Annotated in this window: 24 protein-coding genes; 20 read left to right on the top strand and 4 right to left on the bottom strand. The window is 65.8% G+C overall.

Features of this window, described 5'->3' with window-relative positions; genetic code table 11:
• The first annotated feature begins 5 nt into the window (after positions 1 to 5).
• The 5 genes from P12x_RS24700 (at position 6) to P12x_RS24680 (ending at position 9,821) form a co-directional block, all read left to right on the top strand.
• On the top strand, positions 6 to 3,167 hold the full coding sequence (locus P12x_RS24700; protein WP_435007676.1) for an efflux RND transporter permease subunit: 3,162 nt from the start codon (positions 6 to 8) through the stop codon (positions 3,165 to 3,167).
• A 165-nt stretch (positions 3,168 to 3,332) separates the two neighbouring features.
• Positions 3,333 to 4,268, top strand: a complete 936-nt coding sequence (locus P12x_RS24695; RefSeq protein ID WP_435007675.1) for a PP2C family protein-serine/threonine phosphatase — start codon at positions 3,333 to 3,335, stop codon at positions 4,266 to 4,268.
• A 251-nt stretch (positions 4,269 to 4,519) separates the two neighbouring features.
• Positions 4,520 to 6,814, top strand: a complete 2,295-nt coding sequence (locus P12x_RS24690) for a DUF1549 and DUF1553 domain-containing protein (RefSeq protein WP_435007674.1) — start codon at positions 4,520 to 4,522, stop codon at positions 6,812 to 6,814.
• 59 nt (positions 6,815 to 6,873) lie between these two features.
• A complete protein-coding gene (locus tag P12x_RS24685) occupies positions 6,874 to 8,301 on the top strand; it encodes a DUF1501 domain-containing protein (RefSeq protein ID WP_435007673.1) in 1,428 nt (475 codons plus the stop codon).
• A 116-nt stretch (positions 8,302 to 8,417) separates the two neighbouring features.
• Positions 8,418 to 9,821, top strand: a complete 1,404-nt coding sequence (locus P12x_RS24680; protein ID WP_435007672.1) for a TolB family protein — start codon at positions 8,418 to 8,420, stop codon at positions 9,819 to 9,821.
• A 66-nt stretch (positions 9,822 to 9,887) separates the two neighbouring features.
• Here the strand turns inward: P12x_RS24680 and P12x_RS24675 are convergent, their stop codons facing one another.
• Positions 9,888 to 10,346, bottom strand: a complete 459-nt coding sequence (locus tag P12x_RS24675) for a hypothetical protein (RefSeq protein WP_435007671.1) — start codon at positions 10,344 to 10,346, stop codon at positions 9,888 to 9,890.
• A 165-nt stretch (positions 10,347 to 10,511) separates the two neighbouring features.
• The gene (locus P12x_RS24670) at positions 10,512 to 11,249 is read right to left on the bottom strand and encodes an SDR family NAD(P)-dependent oxidoreductase (RefSeq protein WP_435007670.1); all 738 of its coding nucleotides are present in this window, start codon (positions 11,247 to 11,249) and stop codon (positions 10,512 to 10,514) included.
• A gap of 158 nt (positions 11,250 to 11,407) precedes the next feature.
• Here P12x_RS24670 and P12x_RS24665 point away from each other — a divergent pair, with 158 nt between their 5' ends.
• Entirely contained in the window at positions 11,408 to 12,130 is a 723-nt protein-coding gene (locus P12x_RS24665) for a hypothetical protein (RefSeq protein ID WP_435007669.1), read from the top strand.
• Positions 12,131 to 12,167: 37 nt separating this feature from the next.
• Here P12x_RS24665 and P12x_RS24660 read toward each other — a convergent pair whose 3' ends face one another.
• On the bottom strand, positions 12,168 to 12,530 hold the full coding sequence (locus tag P12x_RS24660; protein ID WP_435011725.1) for an STAS/SEC14 domain-containing protein: 363 nt from the start codon (positions 12,528 to 12,530) through the stop codon (positions 12,168 to 12,170).
• A gap of 165 nt (positions 12,531 to 12,695) precedes the next feature.
• Positions 12,696 to 13,439, bottom strand: a complete 744-nt coding sequence (locus P12x_RS24655) for a hypothetical protein (RefSeq protein ID WP_435007668.1) — start codon at positions 13,437 to 13,439, stop codon at positions 12,696 to 12,698.
• Positions 13,440 to 13,980: 541 nt separating this feature from the next.
• Between P12x_RS24655 and P12x_RS24650 the strand changes: the two genes are divergently transcribed.
• From P12x_RS24650 to P12x_RS24585, 14 genes are all read left to right on the top strand, one after another.
• Positions 13,981 to 14,364, top strand: coding sequence for a hypothetical protein (locus tag P12x_RS24650; RefSeq protein ID WP_435007667.1), 384 nt, complete (start codon positions 13,981 to 13,983; stop codon positions 14,362 to 14,364).
• Between the two features lie 83 nt (positions 14,365 to 14,447).
• Complete coding sequence (locus P12x_RS24645; protein WP_435007666.1) at positions 14,448 to 15,938, top strand: hypothetical protein; 1,491 nt, start codon at positions 14,448 to 14,450, stop codon at positions 15,936 to 15,938.
• A gap of 130 nt (positions 15,939 to 16,068) precedes the next feature.
• On the top strand, positions 16,069 to 16,269 hold the full coding sequence (locus P12x_RS24640) for a hypothetical protein (protein WP_435007665.1): 201 nt from the start codon (positions 16,069 to 16,071) through the stop codon (positions 16,267 to 16,269).
• A gap of 93 nt (positions 16,270 to 16,362) precedes the next feature.
• Positions 16,363 to 17,364 carry a membrane dipeptidase gene (locus P12x_RS24635; protein ID WP_435007664.1) on the top strand — a complete coding sequence of 334 codons (1,002 nt, stop codon included), beginning with the start codon at positions 16,363 to 16,365 and terminating at the stop codon, positions 17,362 to 17,364.
• 346 nt (positions 17,365 to 17,710) lie between these two features.
• A complete protein-coding gene (gene groES, locus P12x_RS24630) occupies positions 17,711 to 18,001 on the top strand; it encodes a co-chaperone GroES (protein ID WP_435007663.1) in 291 nt (96 codons plus the stop codon).
• A gap of 86 nt (positions 18,002 to 18,087) precedes the next feature.
• Entirely contained in the window at positions 18,088 to 19,710 is a 1,623-nt protein-coding gene (gene groL, locus P12x_RS24625) for a chaperonin GroEL (protein WP_435007662.1), read from the top strand.
• Positions 19,711 to 19,841: 131 nt separating this feature from the next.
• A complete protein-coding gene (locus tag P12x_RS24620; RefSeq protein WP_435007661.1) occupies positions 19,842 to 20,414 on the top strand; it encodes a hypothetical protein in 573 nt (190 codons plus the stop codon).
• A 63-nt stretch (positions 20,415 to 20,477) separates the two neighbouring features.
• A complete protein-coding gene (locus P12x_RS24615) occupies positions 20,478 to 21,581 on the top strand; it encodes a cis-3-hydroxy-L-proline dehydratase (RefSeq protein WP_435007660.1) in 1,104 nt (367 codons plus the stop codon).
• A gap of 76 nt (positions 21,582 to 21,657) precedes the next feature.
• Positions 21,658 to 21,891, top strand: coding sequence for a hypothetical protein (locus P12x_RS24610; RefSeq protein ID WP_435007659.1), 234 nt, complete (start codon positions 21,658 to 21,660; stop codon positions 21,889 to 21,891).
• An 80-nt stretch (positions 21,892 to 21,971) separates the two neighbouring features.
• A complete protein-coding gene (locus tag P12x_RS24605) occupies positions 21,972 to 23,003 on the top strand; it encodes a hypothetical protein (protein WP_435007658.1) in 1,032 nt (343 codons plus the stop codon).
• Positions 23,004 to 23,104: 101 nt separating this feature from the next.
• The gene (locus tag P12x_RS24600; RefSeq protein ID WP_435007657.1) at positions 23,105 to 23,959 is read left to right on the top strand and encodes an RING finger protein; all 855 of its coding nucleotides are present in this window, start codon (positions 23,105 to 23,107) and stop codon (positions 23,957 to 23,959) included.
• Positions 23,960 to 24,137: 178 nt separating this feature from the next.
• A complete protein-coding gene (locus tag P12x_RS24595) occupies positions 24,138 to 24,437 on the top strand; it encodes an EsaB/YukD family protein (RefSeq protein WP_435007656.1) in 300 nt (99 codons plus the stop codon).
• A gap of 84 nt (positions 24,438 to 24,521) precedes the next feature.
• Positions 24,522 to 25,181, top strand: coding sequence for a ubiquitin-conjugating enzyme E2 (locus P12x_RS24590; protein WP_435007655.1), 660 nt, complete (start codon positions 24,522 to 24,524; stop codon positions 25,179 to 25,181).
• Positions 25,182 to 25,333: 152 nt separating this feature from the next.
• Positions 25,334 to 26,017 (top strand): hypothetical protein, encoded by a 684-nt coding sequence (locus P12x_RS24585; RefSeq protein ID WP_435007654.1) that lies wholly within the window; start codon positions 25,334 to 25,336, stop codon positions 26,015 to 26,017.
• Positions 26,018 to 26,166: the final 149 nt, after the last annotated feature.

Here is a 26,166-nt window from a genome sequence, read left to right as displayed (position 1 = left end):
ATCCCATGACGATCTCCGACATCTGCATCAAGCGACCGGTCTTCACTTGGGTGCTGGTCGCCCTGCCCGTGGTGCTGGGCGTGGTGTCGTACGGAAGCCTGGGTGTTGACCTCTTCCCGAACGTCGACTTCCCGGTCTGCTCGGTCCTCACGGTCCTCCCCGGCGCGGGGGTCGAGGAGATGGAGACGACCGTCACCAAGCCGATCGAAGACATCATCAACACGGTCTCGGGGATCGACGAGATCCGGTCGTCGACGCAGGAAGGGATCTCGGTCGTCACCATCCAGTTCCTGCTCTCCAAGAATGGCGACGTCGGCGCGCAGGAGGTCCGCGACAAGGTCAGCTCGATCATCGCCAGCCTGCCCGAGGGGACCGAGACGCCGATCGTCAACAAGTTCGACTCCGACGCCATGCCGGTCCTGAACCTGGCCATCTCCGGTCGTCGCGATCTCCGCGAGGTCACCGAACTGGCCCGGAAGAAGATCAAGGAACGGCTGGAGACCGTCCCCGGGGTGGGGGCGATCAACCTGATCGGCGGCCGGACCCGGACGATCAACGTGACTGTCGACGCCGACCGGCTGGCCGCGTACGGGCTCTCGATCGACGAGGTCCGGACCGCGATGGAGCGGCAGAACCTGGAGGAGCCGGGCGGTCGGATTGACCAGGGGACCCGCGAGCTGGTCCTCCGGACCCTGGGGAGGCTCAACACGCCCCAGGAATTCGACGACCTGATCATCGCCAACCAGAACGGCACGCCGATTCGGATCAAGGACGTCGGCCGATCCGAAGATTCTTACGAGGAGCCACGGGCCAAGGCGCGACTGGACGGCGAGAATGCCGTGAGCCTCGTGATCCAGAAGCAGGCCGGGACCAATACCGTCAAGGTCGTCGACGACCTGATGGCCCGACTCAAGGAAGTCGAGGCCACCCTCCCGCCGGACATCAAGACGGTCGTCACGAAGGATCAGGCGCGGTTCGTCCGGAAGTCGATCGAGGAGGTGAAGTTCCACCTCTTGCTGGCCGCCGTGCTGGTCTCGGCGACGATCCTCCTGTTCATCCGAGACTGGCGTACCACGGTGATCGCCACCCTGGCCATTCCCACGTCGATCATCCCCACGTTCCTGTTCATGCAGTACATGGGATTCTCGCTCAATAATATCACGATGCTCGCCTTGATCCTGGCCATCGGGATCGTGATCGACGACGCGGTGGTCGTCCACGAGAACATCTTCCGCCACATGGAAGAGGACGGGATGGACGCGATGGAGGCCGCCCGGGTGGGGACCTCCGAGATCGCCCTGGCGGTGCTGGCCACCAGCCTCTCGCTGGTGGTGATCTTCCTGCCGATCGCCTTCATGGGCGGGATCGTCGGCCGGTTCTTCTCCAGCTTCGGCCTGACCGTGGCCTTCGCGGTGATGATGAGCCTGTTCGTCTCGTTCACCCTGACCCCGATGCTCTGCTCGCGATTCCTCAAGCTCGAACCCGGCGAGTCCGGTCACGCCAAGTCGAAGAATGGCCTGATCTGGAGGGGGGTCGACGGAGGATACGGGTTGATCCTCCGGTTCGCGCTCCGGGCCAAGTGGCTGATCGTTCTTTTGACCCTGGGCGTGATCTACAGCACCGTGCCGATCTTCAGCAAGCTGGAGAAGGGCCTGATCCCCCGAGATGACCAGAGCGAGTACGAGGTGGTCGTCACCACGCCCGAAGGGTACACCCTGGAGCGGACCGACCGGGTCCTCCAGGAACTCGAAGGGCGGATTCGCAAGCTCACGGGGACTCGGCATCTGTTCACCACTACCGGCCAGGTGGCCGGGGGACGGTCCGTCAAGGGGGAGGGGAACGTCACCCGCGGGACGATCTACGTCCGGCTCGAAGACCTCGAAGAACGCAAGACGCCCTATACCCAGTTCGAGGTCCAGAACGAAGCCCGGAAGATCCTGGAGGACTATCCCGACCTCCGAGCCAGCGTGAACGACGTCTCGCAATTCCAGGGAGGCGCCCGCCCGCAGATCTTCCAGGTCAACCTGTCCGGCCCCGACCTGGCCCAGCTCGCGACCTATGCCGACCAGCTCAAGGACGAGTTGAAGAAGGCCGGGGGCCTGGCCGACCTCGACACGACGCTCTCGCTCCGCAAGCCCGAGGTCCAGGTCTCGATCGACCGCGAGCGGGCCAGCGACTTCGGGATCCGGGTGGGAACCATCGCCGACAGCCTCCGGATCCTCGTCGGCGGTCGACCGGTCTCGCGGTTCCGCGACGGCGACGAGCAGTACGACGTCTGGCTCCGGGCCCGGCCCGCCGACCGCGACTCGGCCCGGAACGTGGCTAACCTCCGGCTCCCCTCCTCCACGGCCGGGCTGGTCCCCCTGACCAGCATGGCCCAGCTGGGAGAGGCCCGGGGGCCGACCGAGATCGAACGCTACGGCCGCCAGAGGATCGTCACCGTCCTGGGCAACCCCGAAGGGATCGCCCTGGGCGAGGCCGTCGACCGCGCGACCGCGATCCTCGAGAAGATGAACATGCCCAAGGACTACAGCTACGTCTTCAGCGGCCAGGCCAAGACCCTGGGCGAGACGGGCAAATACTTCATCATCGCCTTCGCCCTCTCGATCGTCTTCATGTACCTGATCCTCGCCGCGCAGTTCGAGAGCTGGGTCCAGCCGGTGTCGATCATGATGTCGCTGCCGGTGACGATCCCATTCGGGCTGCTCTCGCTGCTCTTGTTCCGGTCACCCATGGACATCTACGCGATGTTCGGCCTGTTCATGCTTGTCGGGATCGTCAAGAAGAACGGGATCCTCCAGGTCGATTCGACCAACCAGCTCAGGAGGCAGGGCGTGTCCCGCCACGAAGCGATCATCGAGGCCAACCACACCCGGCTCCGGCCGATCCTCATGACCACCGCGATGCTGGTGGCCGCCATGATCCCGATCGCCCTGGGACAAGGCCCCGGGGCCGGGGCCCGCGCCAGCATGGCCAAGGTGATCATCGGTGGCCAGGCGCTCTCGCTGGTCCTGGCCCTGGTCGTCACCCCGGTCTTCTACGTCCTGCTGGACCAGTGGGTCAACTTCACCCGGAAGATCGGGATCCGTTTCGCCGTGCAGCCCCGGACCCCGGCCTTGGCCGTCGAATCGATCGAGTCCCGCGAACCGGCCAAGGCGGCCCATTGATCGAGGCCGATCCAGGGAGGCGAGGGGGCGAGTCTTTCGCCTACCCGGATGGCTCGATGCAATCATACGTTTCCTGATATCAGGATTGGCATCGATTTTGCTTGGGTAGTCGCGGCCGTCTCGATATCGTTCGAGGGGTCGAACTTCAGGCAGAGGAACGCGACGATGCCGATCTCCGATGTCCAGCACTTCACCGGCGGGGTCGGCACGATCGACCGGCCGGACGCAACGCCGGGTCCCGTGAAGGTGAAGATCTCCTGCGGAGCCCTGACTCATCCCGGCAAGGTCCGCCAGAACAACGAAGATCACTTCCTCGTGGCGCGACTCGCCAAGTCGATGCAGATCTGCCAGAGCAGCCTGGATGAGGCCGGGGTGACGAACTACTCGGAGGAGGACGGCTACCTGATGGTGGTGGCCGACGGCATGGGCGGGGCCGCGGCCGGCGAGCGTGCCAGTGCCCTGGCCGTCGAGAGCGTCAAGGAATACGCCCTGAATACGCTCAAGTGGTTCCTCCACGTCGGGCGATCCGACGAGAGCATCCTCCTGAGCGAGCTCCGAAAGAGCCTGGAACTCGCCGATAAGGCGGTGGTGGACGAGGGAGAGGCCAATGCCCGGCTCTACGGGATGGGCACCACCCTGACGATGGCCTACCTGATCGGGGCCGACCTCTACATCGCCCATGCCGGCGACTCCCGGGCCTATCTCCTGCGCGACGGCAACCTCGAGCAGATCACCAGCGATCACACCCTGGTCCAGCTGATGATCTCGGGCGGGATCCTCTCGGCGGAGGATGCCAAGCACCACGCCCGGCGAAACATCGTGACCAATGTCATCGGCGGCCCCAATGCCGGCGTCCATGCCGAAATCCACAAGCTCAAGCTCATCGAGGGGGACGTCCTCCTGCTTTGCACCGACGGGCTGACCGAACCGGTGGAGGACGATCAGATCGCAGAGATCCTCAGGTCCACGGCCGAGCCCGAGGCCGCGGCCCTCCGCCTGATCGAGCAGGCTAACGAGAAGGGCGGCCCGGATAACGTCACCGCCGTCGTCGCCCGATATTCCCTCGAAGTCGGCGATTCCCTCGGTCAATCGTGCTGCTGATCCGGTGGTGAAGCTCGATCGAAAACCACGGCCCGTGGGAAGCAATGGCCTCCCTCGGGCTGATTTCTTTCCCGGCTGGGCAGAAGATTGCCCGGCTGCTACGCGGACAGGATTGGCGGAGGGAGATTTCGTTGGGAAGATCCGATGGAACCAGGTATCCTTGGTTCATCGGTCAACGAGAACCGGCCCCGCCGCGCCTTGCCCCTGCCCTGACTTCGTCGGCCCAATCCAATTCCCGGGAGATGAAGAACATGCGAGTGGACTGCCTCGGACGCATCTTCGGGAATGGGATCGGTCGGGCGAGCCTGGTCGCCCTCTTCTTGACCTCCGGCTATTGGCCTTCGATGGCCAAACCCCCCGGCGATGCTCCCGAGCCGACCTGGAACGCCGAGCAGCGCAAGCACTGGGCCTTCGTCCCTCCGGTTCGCCCCGAACCTCCGTCGGTGCAGGATCGAGCGTGGATCCGAAATCCGATCGACGCCTTCATCCTCAAGCAAGTCGAGGCGGATGGGCTGGCCCCCGCCCCCGAGGCCGACCGATCGGTCTTGATCCGCCGACTCCGTTTCGACCTGACCGGCCTGCCCCCCTCCGCCGAGGAGGTGGCCGCCTTCGCCGCCGACCCGGCCCCCGACGCCTACGAACGACTGGTCGACCGACTCCTGGCTTCGAACGAGTACGGCGAGCGATGGGCCCGGATCTGGCTCGACCTGGCCCGATTCGCCGAATCCGACGGCTTCAAGAGCGACAAGATTCGTCCCGACGCCTGGAGATACCGCGACTGGGTCGTCCAGGCCCTGAACGAAGACATGCCCTATGATCGATTCCTCACCCTCCAACTGGCCGGGGACGAGGTCGAGCCCGAAGATACCAACGCCTTCATCGCGACCGGCTTCAATCGCCACTGGCCTTATGAGGACAATAACTCGGTCCCCGGCCAGAGTCGTCAATGGATGCTCGACGACATCACCGACACGACCACCGCGGTCGTCCTGGGGCTGACGGTCGCCTGTGCCCGCTGTCACGACCACAAGTACGACCCGATCAGCCAGAAGGATTATTATCGGATCCAGGCCCTCTTCTCCGGGACTCGGGCCAGGGACGACTATCCGGTCGCCTCGCCCGAGGATCTAGCCATGTACAGCTCGGCCCTCGCCGAGCACGAAGGGCTGGTCGAACGCCTCCGCCGCGAGATCGACGCGATCGAGCAGCCTTACGCCGCCGGACTCCTCAAGGACAAGCTGGACGATCTCCCCGCGCTGGCACGCGAGGCCTTCGCGGCCGATCCCCGCGACCGCACGGTCGATCAGCTGGAACTGCTCAAGAAATATGCGAAGAAGATCGCCATCGACCCCAAGAAGATGGCCGCGGTGATGCCGGAAGAACTCCGCGAGGTCTGGCAGGCACGTCGTCAGGAGATGGACGACCTCGTCAAGCTCGCCCCGCCCCCGATCCCGACCGCCACCGGGATGACCGACGCCGGCCCGCTCGAACCCCCGGTCCGACTCCTCCGCAAGGGGAATCAGAACAATCCCGGCGAGGAGGTCCCGCCCGGTTTCCTCTCGGTCCTCGGCTCGACCCGGATGCCCGGCAACGACGACCCCTCGTCCGAGACGCCAGGACGCCGGACCGCCCTCGCCAGGTGGGCGACTCGCCCCGAGAACCCGCTTACATCCCGGGTGATCGTCAACCGGCTCTGGCAGCACCACTTCGGCCGGGGGATCGTCTCGACCACCAGTGACTTCGGCACCCAGGGGGCCACCCCCTCCCACCCCCAGCTCCTCGACTGGCTGGCCACCGAGCTGATCGCGAAGCAATGGAGCCTCAAGGCGATCCACCGATTGATGGTCACCAGCGCCACCTATCGGCAGTCGAGCACCCCGAGCGCCGAGACCCTCGATGCCGACCCCGATAATGTCCTCTTTTCCAGGATGAGCCGTCGGAGGCTGGAGGGGGAGGCCGTCCGCGACGCCATGCTCGCCGTCTCCGGCAAGCTCGACCACCGGATGGGCGGGCCTAGCATCTATCCCGAGCTGCCGCCGGGCGTGACCACCCACTTCAAGGGGGACTGGCCCGTCTCCGAATCCGAGTCCGACCGGAATCGCCGGAGCCTCTACGTCTTCGTCCGGAGGAACCTCAAGTATCCCCTCTTCGACGCCTTCGACGTGCCCGACACCAACCTGACCTGTCCCGAGCGGAACATCTCGGTCAATGCCCCCCAGGCCCTGATGCTCCTGAACTCGGGGCTGGTCGTCGAGCACGCCCGGAGGCTCGCCGGGAAGGTCTACGCCGAGGCCGACGACCGGAACAATATCGAGCAGCTGGTCGAGGTGGCCTATCGGGACGCCTTCGGACGACGGCCGGAGGCCGGGGAACGGGAACGTGCCCTCGAATTCCTCCGGACCCAGCCCGAGAACCTCAGCGGCCGGGATCTCTCCGACTCCCTCCCGGTCCCGATGCCCGAAGGCCCCACCCCCGCCCAGGCCGCGGCGGTGGTCGACTTCTGCCATGCCTTGCTCAACCTGAATGAGTTCGTGTTCGTCGACTGATCTTAGCGAACGAGCTCCGTCGATCGTCGCCCGCCCGCACACACCGACCGAGGACGAACATGGTCCCTCACAAGATCTGGACGAACTCACGTCGCGATTTCCTCGCCCGGGCGGGGATGGGATTCGGAGCCCTGGCCCTTTCGTCCCTGATGGGCGACGAGGCTCGGGCCGAGATGCCCGAGATCGACCCGTTGCATCCCCTGGCCCCTCGGCCGACCCACTTCGCGCCGAAGGTCAAGAGCTGCATCTTCCTGTTCATGGAAGGCGGGCCGAGCCACATCGACCTGTTCGACCCGAAACCCGAGTTGGCCAAGCATGCCGGGAAGCCCCTGCCCCCCAGCTTCGGAAAGGTCTTCACCGCGATGGGAGTCGGCGGCAACAGCCTCCTGCCGACCAAGCGGACCTTCAAGCAACATGGCGAGTCGGGGACCTGGGTCTCGGACTGGTATCCCCATATCGCCGAGGTTGTCGACGACATCGCCTTGATCCGGTCCTGCTGGGCCGACGGCGTGAACCACGTGGGCAGCGTCTGCCAGATGAACACGGGGAGCATCCTGGCGGGCCGCCCGAGCCTGGGGGCCTGGGTGACTTATGGCCTGGGGACCGAGAACCAGGATCTCCCCGCCTTCGTGGTCATGCAGGACGCCGGGGAACCGCTGGGCGGGCCGAGGAACTGGGGGAACTCGTGGCTGCCCGCCACCTTCCAGGGGACCCCATTCCGGAAAGACGGGACGCCGATCCTCCACCTGGCCCCCCCGGGGTCGATCACCGAGGCCCAGCAGAAGGCCAAGCTCGGGCTGATCGCCGACCTCGACAGGATCCACGCCGCCCCTCGGTCCGATGATTCGAGGCTGGCCGCCCGGATCGCCGCCTATGAGCTGGCCTATCGGATGCAGGCCCACGCGCCCGAGGCCGTCGACCTCTCGAACGAGTCCGAGGAGACCAAGACCCTCTACGGGCTCGACGATGATCGTTGCAAGGACTACGGGGCGATGTGCCTCCGGGCCCGGCGGCTGGTCGAGCGCGGGGTCCGGTTTGTCCAGCTCTATTGCGGATCGGGCAGCCAGTGGGATGCCCACAGCAACATCGAAGGGAACCACTCGAAGCTCTGCGCCCGGAGCGATCGGCCGATTGCCGCTCTTCTCAAAGACCTCAAGCGTCGGGGGCTCCTCGACTCGACCCTGGTCGTCTGGGGCGGCGAGTTCGGCCGGACCCCGATGAGCGAGGGGACCGATGGCCGCGACCATAACCCTTACGGCTTCAGCATGTTCCTGGCGGGTGGCGGGGTCAAGCCCGGCGTGACCGTGGGCACCACCGACGAATTCGGCCTCCATGCGGTCGAGGACAAGGTGCATGTCCACGACCTCCACGCCACGATCCTCCACCTGATGGGGGTCGACCATCGGCAACTGACCTACTTCCGCGACGGTCGGGACGAGCGCCTGACCGTCAACGGAGGGGTGGTGGTCGACAAGGTCCTGTCCTGAGAAGCCCCTGGGCCGGACCCCAACCGCCAAGAAACGGCGCCGGCCGACGAATTCCCAATCGAGGACGATTTCGCTTGGTCCAACGCTCGATTCATCGGGCAGGATTCTGGCTTCCGATGGCTTTGCCTCGAATGATCGTGGGTCCGGTGATCCTGTCCGGGTTGTGGATCGTAGCCAGTCCGACCATCGGGCGTTCCGAGGAGCCGACGCTCTCGACCGGCCGATGGAAGGTGGACGCCACCGGGCTCGGCTGGCCGACTCGCCTGGATTCGCTGGAAATCCGGCCGGCGTCCCGTCCGGGAGAGGCCGAGCTGGTGGCCTTCGAACGCGTCGGCGACGAGATCCGGGTCTGGGGCAAGTCGAGGGTCGATCGGCGAGGCCCCGGGCCTTCGCCAACCCGGTGGTTCTCGGCCACCTGGCCTTCGGGCGGGGCGACCGCCCTCATCCAGGTCCGCCCCGAGTCCTCCGGCCGACTGATCGCCGTGGTTCGCGAGCGGTCGAAGGATCGAGGGATCGGCGACCGGGTCCGTCAGGTTCGCCTCTCCCCCCTCCGATCCGACGAACGTCCGGTTTCCGACGGCCTGGAGCCAGCTCCTCCCATCCCAGTCGCGAGGTTCCGGTTCGAGGCCGATCTTCGAGAGACGTCGAAACTCCGCCCCTACGGCCTGTTCGTGGCCGGATCCGACGGCTCGAGCCCTCGGGCGGTGGTCCTGCCCGAGGGATTCGCGCAGGCGGCGCACCCGGCGTGGTCGCTCGATGGCCGGTGGATCGCGTTCGCGACCCTCGACGCCTCCGGGCATGATTCCTTGATCCAGATCGCCCCGGCGTCCGGTGGTTCGAGCACCGCGATCGCTTCGGGAAGCATGCCCACCTGGTCGAGGGACGGTCGGAAGATCGCCTATGTCGCGAGCGGTCGCCCCGATTACGCGACCGACTGGTCGAGCCCAGGCCGGAATGACGAGCGGATCGAGTCGATCACCCTCAGCGGTCCGGGCGCGGGCGAGGTCGAGGTCCTGGCCCGGGGGCTCTGGCCCCGATGGTCCCCCACCGACGATAGCCTGGCCTACGTCGACCGACGCGAGGCCAACTGGGACATCTTCCTCCGGTCGGCCGACGGCCTGGGCCTGACCCGACTGACCGACGACCCCGCCCTCGATACCCAGCCAACCTGGGCCGCCGACGGTGGTTCGGTCGTCTTCCTCTCCGACCGGGGGAACCGCTGGGATCTCTACCGGGTCCAGACGCGATCCCGAGGAGCCGTCCGACGCCTGACCGACCACGTCCGGCGCGAGGACTATCCTTCCCTGAGTCCCGACGGCCGATTCGTGGCCTTCGTCGACGGTCGAGGGCGGCCCGAAGGGGCGATCCTGATCCTCGACCTCGATCGAGGGACCGTCCGGCCATTCCCCGAGAATCCCGACGGGGACCGTGACCCGGCCTGGTCGCCCGACGGGAAGTCGATCGCCTTCGTCAGTCGCCGACCCGCCGCGATGACCGCTCCGGACGGCGAGAATCCCTGAAGCTCGGATCCTCGCGATTCCGGTTGGCGTGCGGCCCGAACCTCGGGACATTCCGAGGGCAAAGCGTCACTTCTTGATCTTCGGGCGATCGGTCTTCTCGGCGATCGTCGGATGCAGCGAATTCGAGCTGACGTAGCAGGTGAGTGACTGGGGTGAGGCTGATTTCCCCTCCTCCACCTCCTCGATCCGGAGGTTTCGGCGGACGACCTTGTCGGGCTGCCCGGGTTCCTTGAGCGTGATCGCGAAGGCGCAATCCCGATCGGCGCTGATGGTCTCGACATCGATCTTGGGAAGTTCGAGCTTCCCGTTCCGCGTCACCTTCTTGGTGATCGGCTTGAACCGGCAGGCGGGGTGGCCCGGCTTGATGACGACCTCGGCCCCGTCCGAGGAGATCCCGTCGAGCCGGATCACGAGGTTCACGGTCTGCTTGATCGGCGTCGGCTGTCCGGCGAGCGTCGCCGGGCCGAAATATCCGGCCGAGGCCGCCACGAGCGCCAGAGCGGCCATCCATGACCGTCCTTGCATGCGATCCCACTCCTTCCGATCCAGGTCGGGTCGGTCGTCTTTCGTCGGTCCCGCTCCTTGGGGCCGACTCGCCGGGCGATCCGGCTTCCCTGTCGATGGGCGGCGGCAAGGTACCCGCCCCTCGTCGAAGACGCAAGCCCATTCGAAATGGGCTCAAGAATCGCGTCAGATTGTCCGACCGCCATCGACCACGAGGACCTGGCCCGTCATCATGCCCGCCTCCTCGGAAAGGAAGAGGGCGACGGCGGCCACGTCGTCCGGGCTCGCCGGACGCTTCATCGGGGTGAGCTTCATGGCCGCCTCGACCATGTCCTGATGGTCGGCCAGCCATCGGGTCTGGACCGGGCCGGGGGCGACGGCATTGACCCGGACCTCGGGGGCGAAGGCCTTGGCCAGGCTCTTGGTGAGGGTGATCACCGCCCCTTTGCTCGCGGCGTAGGCGATCGAGCTGCCCGACCCGGCGAGGCCCGCCACCGAGGCGATGTTGACGATGTTCCCCTGTCGCTCCTTCAGCCAGGGCATCGCCGCCCGGCAACAGTGGAAGGTCCCCTTCAGGTTGACATTGAGGATGTCGTCCCAGACCTGGTCGGTGATCCCGTCGAGGTCGGTATGCGCGATGAAGTGGGTGGTCGCCGCGTTGTTGACCAGGACGTCGATCCCGCCGAAGGCCTCCACCGTCCGCTCGACCATGACGCGGACCGCCGAGTCGTCCGCGACATCGGCCTGGACCAGGATCGCCTCTCCGCCCCGAGATCGGACCCCGTGGGCCGTCTCCTCCGCCTCGGCCTTCGATTTCGAGAAGTTCACCGTGACGGCAAACCCCCGCTCGGCGAATCGCCAGGCCACCGACTGGCCGATCCCCGTGGCTGATCCCGTCACCAGCGCAACGCGTCGTGGATTCATCGTCGTGACTCGCCCCAGGTATTCGGCCGATAGGACCCTGCCGGAGCTAGGCAGTCCGGGTCGGCCCTCGTACTCTACTCGGAGGGCCGAGAGGCCCCAAGGGGTTGGCCGATAATCTCAGCCGCTCCAGCGGCACATCGATTGGCCGAGTCTCCCAGATGGCCGACGAAACGTCCCGGATTCCGAGGCCCAGGCCGATGTTCATCCCGCTGCAAATCGCGATCGGACTCGGTCTGGGGTATCTGGCCGCCTCGATCTCGGAGTCGCTGCTCCACCGGTTCGTCGGCCATGCCCGTGCCGGCACTCGCCGCTACTGGGCTCGCCATCCCCGACTCTTCGGGCACCTATTGCGAGTCCACTATCGCCACGCCGTGGTCCATCATGGGCTGACCTATCGATCCGACCACGTCACTCAGTTCGATGATCAGGTCCACCGATCGCGGGTCGATCGGGTGATCGGGAAGGCCGGCGACCCCCTGATCGTCCGGGAGCGTTACGGGCTGACGATCGGCCTCCGCTCGCTGATCAGCTATAACCTGACGGTCGTCCCGGCCCTGCCGGTCCTCGCCGTGATGATCGGTCCCTGGTCGATCCTGGGCGCGTTACCGATGTTGATGGCGGCGCCGTTGATGGCGATGGTCGTCCATCCGTCCTTGCATCGCCCATACGCCTCGGTCGATCCGCAGGCCCCTCGGCACCTGGCGAGGCTACTCCGGACCCGCTACTTTCGATACCTCGTTCGTCATCACTTCCTGCATCACGAAGACCCGACCTGCAATTTCAATCTCCTGCTCGGGGGTGACTGGCTCTTCGGCGTGGGCCGGCGCCCGGATCGCGAGGAACTCGATCGGATCCGATCGCTCGGCTTGCCGATCGATTGACGCCTTCCCGAGGAGGGCCATCCCGCCCGAGCCCCGCTCAGAGATCTTCCTTCACCCAACTCCGGGCAAGTTCGGCCTCATGGGCGTCGAAATACCGGACCGTGGCCCGTGTGAACGGCTTGCAGAATCGGGCCATCCATTCCTCCCATTTCTCGTCGCCGACGAGGGCGATCCGCTCGAAGTCCGAGTCATGTTTCAGGCCGAACTTGAGGTCATCCCACGCGGCGTGCAAGTCCCAGCCGTGGAAATCTTCGAAGAGCGCGAGCATTCGGACCTTGCCCTCCGCCGCGATCGCCTCATCCACGGCGGGCACGAAGGTCCGGTAATCATCGTCGTGGAGCTTGCCGCTGAGTTTGAACCCCAGGATTTTGGGAGAATCCGTCGGTAGTTGTTCGATCATCGGTAGGTCCTCCCCGCGATATCTCCGGACGACCTGGCCCAGCAGGCCGGCCTCCCCGGACCCGAAGCGGGCGATGGTGGGCACGTCTCCCGGCTCGCCGGACGCTCCATCCGCATGAGGCCGGAGGCCGCGGTCGACCTCCGACCGGCATTTATCCCGCCTCGATCAATATCGCCCTCTCGGCATGACATCAATGGTGTATTTGATGTCCTGGATGAAGATCGGGCCGCCGATCGAGCTCACGTCGATGATCCCTCCGAAGCGGAGGGTGTGCTTGCCGACCGACATTGGCTTTACCATCGCAAAGTAACCGTCGCTGACCGCAGGGCTGGTCGAGCCCTGAGCGGCGCCCAGCACGTTGTTCTCCGGTAGCGGACCGATCGAAAAGAGCGGTGATTCGACCCGATACCGCTCCGGATTCGTCACCGGTTTCCCATCAATTTCGAGGAAGACGCTCGATGGGATGATGAAGTCGCCGAAGAAGTTGGCGCACTCGCGTAGCACCGCCTCGGTTTCGCCGTTTCCTTCGATCTCCGAGCATTCGGCGGCGACCATCGGGAGGAAGAGGGCCGTGCCCGAGGGGATCTTGCACGTCCGATCGGCCTTCCCGAGGATGACGCCGGGCTCGATCTCGCTCGTGCTGAACGTCCCGCCGAGGAACCAGACCTTGCCCGATTGGCCCGTGCTACAGTCCGCGCTGTCGAATAAGGGATGATGATCGACCGGCAGCGAGAACAGCCACTGCCATTGCCGGGCGCTCCACTCGGCGTAGCTCAGTCCATGAGGATTCGAACAAGGCGGAAAGACTTTCGAGTTCGCGTTTTCGGCCCCTGAGGCGGGCGACGTAGCATTCAGGGCCGTAATCCAGAGGACCGCTAGGGTATTGCGGGCGAATGGCCCAGGTCTCATCGATAGCATCGTTCTCCCCCCTTGGATAGACGTTCTCCGGATAGAAACATCTGTTAAGATTGTCCTCGGTGTTATCATCGATATTGGATCCGACAATTAACTTTGAAATTCTGCGATGTCAATAATAAAGACTCGCGTTGTTGTAATTTGATCTCGGACGGATCGATGGCGACAAGAGGACTATTTCGCTCCCGGGCGCGATCGGGCCTCGGATCGGGCAGAGATCCCGGACGGCCTGGATTCCCGAGTGAACACGATTGGCGAAATTGCCAGGTCGGGCCGGCTCCTTTTCACGAGGCCGGCGTCGGAGCCGTGGCAGGCCCTTGTCTCTCGGCGGGCCGAAGTCGAGTCGGTTCGTGAGGGCTGGTTGGCTTGTGCGGCCCCGATTTGTCGGACGAACGTCAAGACCCGGATTGGTGGGCGGGACGGGGTCGTTCTCGGGGGGGAGTCGGCACATGGCCTGCTCTGGGTCGGGAGATCGTCACCGATCGGCTCCGGCCGATCGGGATTTCGATCGACCCTATCTCCGATGGAGTAGGCCATGCTTCACACCGTCGCGACGGAAGGTTGGAATCCTGGATCCCCCTTGCCCGCCATCGACACGATGGCCGGCCTTTATCGAACGCGCCGCGAGGCCGAATCGATCGCCCACGGACGAAGGCTGCTGGCGGTCTCGGTCCGTTTCGACGCCGGTCGAGGGATGGTCGTCTCGACCGCCCCGACCGACTCCGGACCGGACGGCGAGTGGACTTCTCCGGCGATCGTGGGAAACTCGGGCGGGGTCACGGTCCTTGGTGCCATCCCATCCTCCCTGGTCCGCCTGATCGGATCTCCCTCGATCCACCTTCACCCGGGGCACGACGCTCTCGCAATTCCTGCCCATTCCCGGAGAGATCGGACTCGGGTTCGATGTGCCGCCGGCTGAGGAGAGAACGCGAAGTTCCCGGTCTCGTCGGGGACGTGCCGTTCCGGGTAAAGTGGCCCGGGCGGAATCTCCAGGAGGATTCGATGACGAGACGTTGGGCACCTCTGGGGGGCTTTGGCCTGTTCCTGCTCGTTTCGGCGAGCCTCGGGGACGAGCCGAGGCCGGTGGTCTCGATCCGGGCGGTCCATCCCGACCGGCAACTCCGAGAGGTCCTCGACCTGTTTCGAGGGGCGAAGGCCCCCCACCCGGCCGCGGCCCTGGCGGCCTGGAAGCGGGCCAGCCAGGAGCCGGACCGGCTCGGCAAGCCCCTGGAGGCGCTGATTGCCGCCTTCAATCCGTCGATGGTCGGGGAGTTGCGGACCCTGGATCGGGCCGAGGTTTCGCTCTGGTTCGATCCCGAGGATGGGCAACTGGCCTGGGGGATATCCCTCCCCGCCGATGACGGGACGTTTCAGGCCCTGGCCTCGTCGATGGTCCTGAGCGGGGGGCATCGTGAGACCTCGCCGACCGACCCTCCGGCCGATCGGCTGGGCAAGCCGGGATCTCCCCTGGTGTCCCGAGGGTCTCATGGTCCGCTGATCGCCGGGTCGTTCGAGGATCTCCGGCTGGTCCGCGAGCGGGCCGATCGAGCGATCGAGCAGGCCGAACCGGACGGGATCCGGCTGGAGGTCGAGCCCGGTGTACTCGATGGATCGAGCTCGGTGAACGTTCGAAGAATGGCCGAGGCCTTGCGAACCTCCCGAGGGTCGATGGCCGGACGGCTCGCCCTGGAGGGCGACGCCTTCACGGCGACCCTGAATCTCACCTTGCCCGAACCGGTCCGCGTTCCGGAGATCGACCCGACCTGGTTGGATTGGGTCCCGTCGGAGCGGGCCGTGGCCGGATTCGCGCTCGCGATCGATCCGGCCGCGAAAACCTGGGATGCCGCGTTCCGGCTGGCCGATCAGGTCGAGAAGGTCGATCCAGCTCGCGCGGGCCTGGCCCCGATCCGGCTCCGGCTCGACCTCCTGGCCCGGTCGGTCGGGGTCCGAACCGAGGCCGACCTGATCCCCAAACTCCGAGGGATCTCGGGCTGGGTCGGTTCCGACGGCCCGGGGATCGACTCCGGCCTGATCGCGCTCCACCTGATCGACGAGAATGCCGCCCGGCAACTGGAAGGTCGCCTCAAACCGAGGCCGGAGGGTGGTCCGAACCGGATCGGCGATTTCCTGGGTCGGACGATCGAACTGGCCCGGATCGGGTCGTCCGTGGCCATCGGATGGGGTCCGGACGCGCTCGCGGTTTCTGCGGCCGCCGTCGCCGAACCCGAACGATCGGCCGGGTGGATTCTCCGGGATGGCTGGGGCCAGGTCTCCCCCGCATTCTCCGGCGGGCTCTGGCCCGGACGGATTCCCGATCTGGTCCCGGGGGATTCGCCGCTGTGCCGATCCCTCCTGGAAGCTCCCCCGATCCGCTGGTCGGGCTTCCTGGCCGAGCCGACACGATTCGAGATCCTCGTCCGATGGAAGGAACTCGATACGCTCGTGGCTCGATTCCTGGGGCAAATCCCGCTCGATCCGCCGCCGGATCGTTGAGCTTGCAAAAAAAACCATATCGGATTCGGCTCAGATTTTGCGGTACAGTGCGAATCCTTGATGGCCGGTCCAGCGAGGGGATTGCCTTCGCGACCCGGCTTTTCCGAATTGCTCCGAGAGGAACCGCAAGATGATGACTTTCAAGAAACTTGGCCTGGCCGCTTTCTGCCTGTCCGCCACCCTGGCGATGGTCGGCTGCGAAGAGAAGGGCCCCGCCGAGAAGGCCGGTGAAGGCGTCGACGCTGCTGCCAAGGATCTCAAGGACGCCGTCGATCCTCGCGGCCCGGCCGAGAAGGTCGGCGACAAGGTCGACGAGGCCATTGGCAAGTAAGCCCAGGCTTGACCAGCTCGCGTCCGATCGTCGATCATCGCCCGATGACCGGCGGTCGGACGCCGCCGGCACCTCGAACCGGGCTGGTCCTTCATGCGCCTCATCGATCTTCACGTGGACTGGCTCCTCCAGTATGCCGGCGAGACCGTTGTCTTCGACCCCAGGCTTTACCCCGGAGTCGAAGGCCGGATCGGCCAGTCCGAGGGGTATTTGCAGGCGACTCGCGCGGCGATCGTGTCCTGCTACCGGAGGCTTGACGACTGGTCGAGTCAGGCCGATCCCTGGGCCGCGCTCGGCGATCTGATCACGCGAATCGAGGCGGAGTTCGCGGGCCGTCTCCTGATCGGTCCCGACGATTTCGACCGATGGCAGGACGATCCCGAGGGGCTGGCCTGGGCCATGATCGGCGTCGAAGGTTTCGACGCCCTGATCCGCTCGGAGGCGGACCTTCCTAAGCTCGCTCGCCTCTTCGAGCGGGGCGTGAGGTTGTTTCAGCCGGTCTACAACCAGTCGAGCCTCCTGGGGGGCTCCTCCAGCCCCGGCGATGATCGTGGGCTCACCGATCTCGGGCGATCGTTCCTGGATGCACTCCTGGATCTGGCACCCGAAGGCCCGGGGCCTCGCCCCGTGCTCGACCTCGCCCACATGAATCATGCGGCCTCGTCCGAAGTCCTCGACTGGTTCGAGGCCGACCCGGCCCGCCCCTCGAACCTCATCCCGGCCTACAGCCACGGGACCCTGCTCCACGATGACTTTCCCTCGCAACGATCGTTGCCGATCGGCCATGCGGCCCGCCTCCGGGCCATGGGCGGCGTGATCGGGATCGGGGTGAGCCCGCCATTTTTCCTGTCGATCGATCAGGTCGAGGCCGCGATCCGGGCCATCGCCGCCACCCCGTTTCGAGGTCGCGAGGGGTTTGAAGGGATCGCGATCGGGACCGACTTCCTGGGGGGCGGCGCCACCTTGCCGGGTCTCGGGAATGCCGACGAGGTCATCGCCTGGATCCAGAAGTCCTTCGACCGGCCGACCGCTCGGGCTCTGCTCCTGGATAATGGCCGGGATCTGATCGCCCGGGCTGTGGGAGCCTCGAAATAGCGGGTGCCCGGTCACAGGGTTGAGGACCTTTCCCGATTTGCCCGGGCGTGGTCCGCCGTGCCCTGGCTGGCTCGCGCGGTTTGGCGTGCCCGAACGCATCGTTCCAGGATGGAACGAGGTGGGCTGCCGATTTGGCAGGGCATTCGACCGGGTCACCTCGATCGGCAGAGTGACGACGCGGTTCGGGAGCTGAGTGTTTGTCGTAAGTCGTTTTTGGGCAGAGGGAAGCGGCGCGATTTTGTTCAGGGCACGGTGCTTGCATAGGATCGAGGCGTGACGGGAGGCCGAAGCGGATTCGGACATCTGGCCTCCCGAAGTTCCGGGCTCATTGAAGACGAGGATAGCGATGAACTTGAAGCCTCTGGGCGATCGCGTCGTGGTGGAGCGGGAAGAAGCCAAGGCGACGACGGCGGGCGGGATCGTCCTGCCGGACACCGCCAAGGACAAGCCCCAGAAGGGGAAGGTCCTGGCCGTGGGCGAGGGTCGGATCACCAAGGATGGCAAGAAGCGCGAACTCCAGGTCAAGGTGGGTGACGCCGTCCTGTTCACCTCCTATGCCGGCGACGAATTCAAGATCGACGGCGAGAAGAAGGTCCTCCTGATGCGCGAGGACGACATCCTCGCGGTGGTCGAGTGATCCACGCCGGCCGTCGAGAGTCGGCCGGATTCGCATACGATCTTCCATCGAACCCAGAACAGCCATCCCACGGAGCGATTTGATTCATGGCCGCCAAGATGATCGCGTTTGATCAGGAAGCCCGCCAGGCGATGCAGCGCGGGGTTGCCAAGCTCGCCCGGGCCGTCAAGGTGACCCTCGGCCCTCGCGGCCGGAACGTCATCATCCAGAAGTCGTTCGGCTCGCCCACGGTCACCAAGGACGGCGTGACCGTCGCCAAGGAGATCGAGCTCGAGGACAAGTACGAAGACATGGGCGCCAAGATGGTCAAGGAGGTCGCCAGCAAGACCTCCGACGTCGCCGGCGACGGGACCACCACCGCCACGGTGATGGCCGAGGCCATCTACAACGAGGGGCTCCGGGCCGTCGTCGCCGGGGTCAACCCGATGCTGATGAAGCGCGGGATGGACAAGGCGGTCGCCGACATCGTCGAGCAGCTCAAGGCGATGAGCACCAAGATCTCCGACAAGAAGGAGACCGAGCAGGTCGCCACCGTCGCCTCGAACTTCGACACCGAAGTGGGCAAGATGATCGCCGAGGCCACCGAGAAGGTCGGCAAGGACGGCGTGATCACGGTCGAAGAAGGCAAGGCCCTCAAGACCGAGGTCGAGTGGGTCGAAGGCATGCAGTTCGACCGGGGCTACCTCAGCCCGTACTTCGTGACCGACCCGGCCACGATGGAAGCGGTCCTGGAAGACGCCTACATCCTGATCTATGAGAAGAAGATCTCGTCGGTCAAGGACATGGTGCCGGTCCTGGAGAAGGTCGCGCAGTCGGGCAAGCCGCTGCTGATCATCGCCGAGGACATCGACGGCGAGGCCCTGGCCACCCTGGTCATCAACAAGCTCCGCGGGACCTTCCGCTGTGCCGCGGTGAAGGCCCCCGGCTACGGTGATCGCCGCAAGGCCATGCTCGAAGATATCGCCGTCCTGACCGGCGGCAAGCCGATCTTCGAGGCCCTCGGGATCGACCTGGAGAACGTCGGGCTGGAAGACCTTGGCCATGCCAAGAAGATCCAGATCGACAAGGACAACACCACGATCATCGAAGGTGCCGGCAAGACCGACGCCATCCAGGGCCGGATCGAGGCCATCCGCCGCGAGATCGCCGACACCAAGAGCGACTACGACCGCGAGAAGCTCGAAGAGCGGCTCGCCAAGCTCGCCGGCGGCGTGGCCAAGATCAACGTCGGTGCCGCCACCGAGAGCGAGATGAAGGAGAAGAAGGCCCGAGTCGAGGACGCCCTGCACGCCACCCGCGCGGCCCTCGAAGAAGGCATCCTCCCCGGCGGCGGCGTCGCCCTGCTCCGCGCCTCGACCCTGGTCAAGCCGACCGGACTGACCGCCGACGAGACCACCGGCTTCAACATCATCATCCGCGCCTGCTCGGCCCCGATCCACCAGATCGCCGAGAACGCCGGCCAGGATGGCGGAGTGGTCGTCTCCAAGGTCGCCGAGGGGAAGGGTAACTTCGGCTACGACGCCCTCAACGACGCCTATGTCGACATGGTCAAGACCGGGATCATCGACCCGACCAAGGTTACCCGCTCGGCCCTCCAGAACGCCGCCAGCGTCAGCACCCTCCTGCTGACCTCCGACGCCCTGATCGCCGACGCCCCCAAGGGCGACGAGAAGCCCGCCGGCGGTGGCGGCTACGACGACATGTATTGATCCCGACCGGATCGAACCGAGATCCGCGACGAGGCCGGGCTAGTCCCGGCCTCGTCGCGTTTCGAAATGGTGGGAATTTGTTGCTCCCGACTGGATCGGCTGGGATGATCCTGTCGAGAATCCTAGTACCAATGGCAATCCTCACAGAGGTGGATTTCATGCGGGGAATTACTCCGGGGATGATCCTGCTCCTGACCACGGGCTTGGTCGCCGAAACTCCGAGCGGGTGGGTCGAGTTGAAATCGAAGGATGGTGCCGTGAGCTTCGCGATGCCTATCCAACCTACCGAGAAGACGACGACCCAGCGAATTTCAGGAGGTCCGATCGAGGTGCTCGAATATTCCTGCACCTCGGGCGGGTGTCTCTACCGCCTGGAAAAGTCCCCGATGCCGATCAAGATCCCCGAGGACAGGCTCGCCGGTGCGTTGAAGGCGGCCCGCGACTCGATCGCGCGAAAGTACGAGATCCAGGACGAACGTGAGGCGACTGTGGCGGGCTGGCCGGCACTCGAGTTTCAGATCGAGGCGCCCCTCAAGGCGGGGGCCGCCCCTTCGAAAATCCGAATGCTCGTGTTTTACGCCGGGGACGAGTTCTACCAGGTCCGGGTCTTCGCCCTCGGACCTGGTCGGGAGCCGAGGCGATTTCGCGAATTTTTCGATTCCGTCAAGCCAGCCGAAGCGATGCAGTCCCCCTCGCCGAGGTGATGAATCCGTGCCGCCGATCGTTGTGGATATCGATCTGGCCCTCCCCGTACTATCGAGTCACCCATGAAAATCCGCCGAATCGCCGCCTACCGTGTCGACCTCCCGCTCCATGAAGGCTCGTACAAGTGGTCCGGCGGCAAGTCGGTCGACGTGTTCGATAGCACCATCGTCGAGGTCGAGGCCGACGACGGGACCGTCGGCCACGGCGAGGTCTGCCCGCTCGGCTCGGCCTACCTGGCCAGCTATGCCGCCGGGGTCCGCGCGGGGATCGCCGAGTTGGCCCCTCGCCTGATCGGGGAAGATCCCACCCAGCTGGGCAAGCTGAACCGGATCATGGACGCGGCGATGAAGGGGCATCCGTACGTCAAGTCGGGGATCGACATCGCCTGCTGGGACATCCTGGGGAAGACGGCCGGTCTGCCCGTCTGCGTCCTGCTGGGGGGGCGTTACGGCGAGGATTTCGTCCTCTATCGGGCGATCTCGCAGCAGTCGCCGGAGGCGATGGCGGCCAACGTGGCGGGTTATCGGGCGGAGGGCTATCGCAAGTTCCAGCTCAAGGTGGGGGGCGACCCCGATACCGACATTGCGCGGATCAAGGCGGTCGCCGCCGTCCTGGAACCGGGGGACCGATTGATCGCCGACGCCAACACGGGCTGGCTGATGCACGAGGCCGCACGCGTGGTTCGAGGGGTCCGCGATGTCGACGTCTATATCGAGCAGCCCTGCTATGGCTACGAGGAGTGCTTGGCCATCCGGCGACGGACCGACCATCCGTTCGTGATGGACGAGTCGATCGACGGGATCGAGAGCCTGCTCCGAGGGTTCGGCGACGGCGCGATGGATGTCGTGAACCTCAAGATCAGCAAGTTCGGCGGCCTGACCAAGATCCGCCAGGCCCGCGACCTCTGCATCTCGCTGGGGATCGCGATGACGATCGAGGACACCTGGGGCGGCGATATCGCCACGGCGGCGATCGCCCACCTGGCCCACTCCACCCCTCCCGAGTTGCTGTTCAGCTCGACCGACTTCAATAGCTACGTGACGCTCAGCACCGCCGAAGGGGCGCCGATCCGCCAGAATGGTCGGCTCGCCGCGCCCGAGCGGCCCGGCCTGGGGTTCACGGTCCGGCGTGAGGTCCTGGGCACTCCCCTGGTCGAAGGGGTGTAACCAGTTCCTCTGGTGGTGAGTCGCTCGACCTGGCAAATTGGGTCATTCCCCCGACGCGACCCCACGGAGGCCCACGATGGCACGTAAGACGATCACCCTGGAGATCGACGGCGAGGACGAGGACCTGATCCGGGGCTACGCCGACTTCGTCGGCGAGATGAAGGACCTGGCCGCCTCGGCCCCCGACGGCTCGGTCCTCGAGGCCTGCGAGGACGCCGTCATCGAGAAGGGCCGCGAGCAGCAACGCCTGGTCCTCCAGCGCGTCGCCCAGGCCCGCCTGGACGCCGCCGAGAAAAAGGGGCGACCCTGAGGACCTGTCCGTGTGGACAGGGTCGCGAGAATCGCGGGGTCGCCACACGGGAGGTCTTCACCTGCCTGGGCCGGATCGGGTTGCGGCGACGCTGGTGGGGCTCGCGATGCCCTTGCCAGCCCGGCGGATATCACGCCGATTCCGCCCTCGGTCTCGATGGCGGCCTCAGCCCGCGGCTGCAACGCAAGGCCGGCCGTCTGGCCGCCGACCTCTCCTTCGCCCGGACGCGCGAGCACCTCGTGGAACTGCTCGGGGTCTCGCCGGCGGCCGAGACGCTCCGCGTGGCCTGCGAACGCCAGGCCGGCCGGATCGCGAGCTGGCAGGGCCGGGAGACGGCCTCGGCCGAGGCCTTCCGGGAGGCCGAGGGGGGCTGGGAATTCGCCGTCGACGCCGGCAAGGTCAACACCCGCGAGAAGGGCTGGCGCGACCTGAAGATCGCCGTGGCCCAGCGGAGGCCCACGGCCGAGTCGGCCACGCCGGCCCAGTGGGAGTCGCGCGAGTTGCCCGAGGCCACGGCTCGCGTGATGTGGGCCGACATCTCGGCGGCGAGGCGGTTCCGGCGGTCGTGGTGGGGCCGGCTGAGGCGGCTGGGCCTGCCCTCGATGGCCCGACTCCACGTGCTGGGCGACGGGGCCTCGTGGATCTGGAAGGCGGCCGGGAGGGCCCTCACCGGGTGCGCCCAGACGCTGGACATCTACCACGCTAGCCAGCACATCGCCGCCGCCGGCAAGCGACTGCACGGCGAGGGCACCGCCGAGGCCAAGGCGTTCCACGAGCACGGCCGCGAGTTGCTGCTGAAGGAGGGCTGGGTCGGGGTCTGTCGACAGATCGGCGAGGAGCTCGAACGCGAGGACACACCGGCTCGGCGGGAGGCCCTGGGGAGGCTGCTGAACTACTTCCTGCCGCACCTGGGGCGGATCGACTATGCGGGACGCCTGGCGGCCGGCGATGCGATCGGAAGCGGCGTGGTGGAGGGCGCGGCCAAGACGCTGGGCCTGAGGCTCAAGGCCCGGGGCGCCCGCTGGAGGCACAAGAACGCCCGCGCGATGGCGGCGCTGATCTGCTGCCGCCACACCGACCAATGGGACCTGTTCTGGAACCGAGCCGCATGAAACCCAAGATTCCCTGGTTACACCCTGGTCGAAGTCTCCTGAGTCGGGCCCTTCCGTCGCGGGCCTCCGGGGCTTAGATTGGATGCCTGGAGGTTCGATCCATGCAGGGCGGAGATACCTGGGTGCTCTCTTGGTTCTTCGTCGTCCTGGCCGTCCTCTTCTGTTACGCCCTGATCCGGGGGGCGGTGAAGTCGCTGGCCTGGATCACCGGGAGCCGTTACCGCGCCTATCGCCAACTTGCCGTCCGCTATCGAGGCCGATACGAGAATCGGGGGCTTTCCGATCCCCCCACGGTGAGCTTCGGCCACAAAGGGGCCACGGTCCGGGTTGGCCTGGCCCCTCAGGTCCCCGGCCAGCCGACCTTCCCCCGGACCCGCGTGGTGATCCGGTTCGCTCGCGGCCTGCCGTTCCGCCTGGAGTTGGCCCCCTATTCTCGGCCCTCGCCGGCCCAGCCGCCCAAGGGGACTCGCCCGGTCCGCGTGGGCGACGCGGATTTCGATCGCGCGATCAGCATCCAGGCCAATGACCCCGAGATGGCCCGCGACTTCCTGACCGCGCCGGTCCGGTGGGCGGTGGGGGTCCTCCAGATGCTCGGCCCGCCCGGGGGGATGCTGGTCTCGATCAACCCCGAGCGGATGCTCGTGCAGGTCGATCGGAACCTCGGCCTCTCCACCGAGGCCCTGGCCTCGGCGGTCCAGGAAGCCCTGACGATCCATGACGGCCTGATGGACGGGGTGGCTCGACGACTGAGCGAGGGGGTCTCGATCGTCGAGGCGGGTCCGGCCTCGATCGAGGACGCCGGTCCGGCGATCTGCAAGGTCTGCGGCGAGCCGATCGGGGACGCCCCGAAGGTCCGATGCGCCACCTGCAAGACGCCCCACCACCGAGACTGCTGGGAGTTCATCGGAGGCTGCTCGATCTTCGGCTGCAAGGGGAAGACCGCTCACAATCTCTGAGCGGCCTGAATCAACATCGCCGGACGAAATCGTTCGGATGGGAAGCGTGGGGCATTCCGGAGCGGCTCCATCGCTGGTATCCTGAACAGCATGGAGAGCGGGGTTCCGGGCGATTTGGTCCGGTCCGCCCCTAATAATGGGCCCCGTCCCGCGAATTGGGGAGAGGAGGTACCCGATCATGTCATATGGCGGCAGCGAAAACCCGAGGGGCATCCAGGTCACATTCCTGGACCAGACCGGGGCCAAGTCCGTGAAGGCCGAGATCGCATTCAGCGTCCCGGTGAGCCGGATTTTACCGAACATCATCACCAAGATGAATTTGCCAACAACAAGCCCCGATGGTCAGCCGATGAGCTATTCGCTCGACCATAAAGAAGGCGGCCGTCGACTGGTCGAGAGCAGCACGCTGGTCGAGGCCGGGGTTCAGAACGGCGACCACCTGATCGTCTATCCCGAAGTCGTCGCCGGTCGCCCCTGAGCCGGCCTCGCGAATCTGGTGAACACCCCCCGGCCTTCCAGGGTTCCGGCCGGGCTTCCGACCGCCCCTGGGGATCGCCGACCGATGGCCGCTTACGAATCTCCCCGGCTCCGCCGCCTCCGCTCGGATCTCGTCGCGCTGGAACGTCTCCGCGACGAGAGTTCCGTCTTCGCCTTCCGACCCTCGGGAAAGCCCCCGTTGAATTACATCGTGGCCTTCCTGGGCCAGAGCCTGGCCCGCGACAAGGGAAAGGTGGTGATCCGGGAGCGTCACGAGGTCGAGATCAAGCTCGGGGCCTCATACCCACGGACGATGCCCGAGATCCGCTGGCTGACCCCGATCTATCACCCCAATATCTCCGAGATCGGCATGGTCTGCCTGGGAGCCTACGGGACCCACTGGGTTCCCAGCCTGGCCCTCGACGAGCTTTGCGTGATGCTCTGGGACATGGCCCGGTTCCAGAACTACGACATTCGGAGCCCCTACAACCGGGAAGCCGCCCAGTGGTCGGCCAACCAGACCACGTTCCGATTCCCGATCGACGGCCGGCCCCTCCGGGATTCCCGGGCGGCCCTGGGGCGGATCGAGTCCCCGAAACCCGACGTCGCCGAGCCCTCGAAGAGGTTTCCCGAGCCGGGCGAGTCGATCACGATCCTCGACCTGGAGATCGACCTGAGCCGGGCTTCCGGACCACCGACCCCGCCTCGACCGGCTCCTCAGGAGGAAGTGATCTTCCTGGACTGATCGTCGAGGACGAGTGACGAATGGTCGCCGAGAGCAAGGCTCATTGATCAAGGTTAGTCATACTCATTCTTGTTCGCATGCGAGCGGAACAATTCTACGGATGTCCGTCGCGACTCCTCTCGGGTCACCGGAATCGCTCAGGAAATCATCCCATGCTCCTCGCAAGAATGAAGACCGCGATCTTGCTGGTGATCGGGACCAGCTTCGCGATGTCACCGGTTCGAGCACTGTCGGAGCTAGGATCGAAAGCTTCTCGTGATGACCATCCTGAGACCAAAAAAAGGCATGCGAATTCGCCCGGTCGCTTGCTCGTGCTCCGGATCGGCGCCAGCCAGAAGCATGACGCCGAAGCCATCCTAAAGGCCCAGGCCCCTGAGGGCCTGAAACATCCGCCCGAGGGGTATGAATGGGTTCGGTTCGACTCCAAGCTCCGTAATCGTGAGGGCCTGGTGCTCCGCAAGAGCGAAGGAGAAGCTCCCGATGGTTTGGAGTTCCTGCTCGTCAAACTCGATACGAATGACGTGACCGAGCGGGACTTACTCGCCGTCGAGGAGGCGAAGGGGGACCACGGCGAGCCGGCCATCAACTTCCGCCTCAACCCTCCAGGCGCCAAGAAACTGGGTACATTGACGAGAACCCATATCCCCGAGGAGGAAGGGGCCTTCAAGCATCGACTGGCCATGATCGTCGATGGGGTCGCGATCTACGTTCCGGCCCTCGTGATGGAAATCAGCAGTGGCCAGGTATTGCTCGAGCTCGGGCGGGATGCGGATCAGTCGGAGGTGGCTCGAATCTTCGCGGGCCTTTCGGCTGCGGTCCAGAAGGGCCAGAAGTAACGATCCCTGCTCACCACCGACCGCCTGGCGGATCGGTGGTGAGTCTTGTATCGGACCCAGGGCATCCCGATCGGTCCGAGGAGCAGGAGTCGCCCCACGCTTCGGGGAGTCTCATCTCCCTTGAATCAGTCCCGCTGTCGAACGACCGA

The organism is Tundrisphaera lichenicola, from assembly GCF_051175385.1.
Classification (GTDB): Bacteria; Planctomycetota; Planctomycetia; order Isosphaerales; family Isosphaeraceae; genus Tundrisphaera; species Tundrisphaera lichenicola.
Note: the sequence above shows the minus strand (reverse complement) of the source record. Positions and strands in the feature narration are given on the sequence as shown.

Coding starts and splice junctions, on each gene's coding strand:
- P12x_RS24690 (WP_435007674.1), top strand. CDS start 4,520: ATGCGAGTGGACTGCCTCGGACGCATCTTCGGGAATGGGATCGGTCGG.
- P12x_RS24650 (WP_435007667.1), top strand. CDS start 13,981: ATGCTTCACACCGTCGCGACGGAAGGTTGGAATCCTGGATCCCCCTTG.
- P12x_RS24620 (WP_435007661.1), top strand. CDS start 19,842: ATGGCAATCCTCACAGAGGTGGATTTCATGCGGGGAATTACTCCGGGG.
- P12x_RS24665 (WP_435007669.1), top strand. CDS start 11,408: ATGGCCGACGAAACGTCCCGGATTCCGAGGCCCAGGCCGATGTTCATC.
- P12x_RS24670 (WP_435007670.1), bottom strand. CDS start 11,249: ATGAATCCACGACGCGTTGCGCTGGTGACGGGATCAGCCACGGGGATC.
- groL (WP_435007662.1), top strand. CDS start 18,088: ATGGCCGCCAAGATGATCGCGTTTGATCAGGAAGCCCGCCAGGCGATG.
- P12x_RS24640 (WP_435007665.1), top strand. CDS start 16,069: ATGATGACTTTCAAGAAACTTGGCCTGGCCGCTTTCTGCCTGTCCGCC.
- P12x_RS24680 (WP_435007672.1), top strand. CDS start 8,418: ATGGCTTTGCCTCGAATGATCGTGGGTCCGGTGATCCTGTCCGGGTTG.
- P12x_RS24695 (WP_435007675.1), top strand. CDS start 3,333: ATGCCGATCTCCGATGTCCAGCACTTCACCGGCGGGGTCGGCACGATC.
- P12x_RS24585 (WP_435007654.1), top strand. CDS start 25,334: ATGCTCCTCGCAAGAATGAAGACCGCGATCTTGCTGGTGATCGGGACC.
- P12x_RS24655 (WP_435007668.1), bottom strand. CDS start 13,439: ATGAGACCTGGGCCATTCGCCCGCAATACCCTAGCGGTCCTCTGGATT.
- P12x_RS24700 (WP_435007676.1), top strand. CDS start 6: ATGACGATCTCCGACATCTGCATCAAGCGACCGGTCTTCACTTGGGTG.
- P12x_RS24595 (WP_435007656.1), top strand. CDS start 24,138: ATGTCATATGGCGGCAGCGAAAACCCGAGGGGCATCCAGGTCACATTC.
- P12x_RS24610 (WP_435007659.1), top strand. CDS start 21,658: ATGGCACGTAAGACGATCACCCTGGAGATCGACGGCGAGGACGAGGAC.
- P12x_RS24660 (WP_435011725.1), bottom strand. CDS start 12,530: ATGATCGAACAACTACCGACGGATTCTCCCAAAATCCTGGGGTTCAAA.
- P12x_RS24600 (WP_435007657.1), top strand. CDS start 23,105: ATGCAGGGCGGAGATACCTGGGTGCTCTCTTGGTTCTTCGTCGTCCTG.
- groES (WP_435007663.1), top strand. CDS start 17,711: ATGAACTTGAAGCCTCTGGGCGATCGCGTCGTGGTGGAGCGGGAAGAA.
- P12x_RS24645 (WP_435007666.1), top strand. CDS start 14,448: ATGACGAGACGTTGGGCACCTCTGGGGGGCTTTGGCCTGTTCCTGCTC.
- P12x_RS24635 (WP_435007664.1), top strand. CDS start 16,363: ATGCGCCTCATCGATCTTCACGTGGACTGGCTCCTCCAGTATGCCGGC.
- P12x_RS24675 (WP_435007671.1), bottom strand. CDS start 10,346: ATGCAAGGACGGTCATGGATGGCCGCTCTGGCGCTCGTGGCGGCCTCG.
- P12x_RS24685 (WP_435007673.1), top strand. CDS start 6,874: ATGGTCCCTCACAAGATCTGGACGAACTCACGTCGCGATTTCCTCGCC.
- P12x_RS24615 (WP_435007660.1), top strand. CDS start 20,478: ATGAAAATCCGCCGAATCGCCGCCTACCGTGTCGACCTCCCGCTCCAT.
- P12x_RS24590 (WP_435007655.1), top strand. CDS start 24,522: ATGGCCGCTTACGAATCTCCCCGGCTCCGCCGCCTCCGCTCGGATCTC.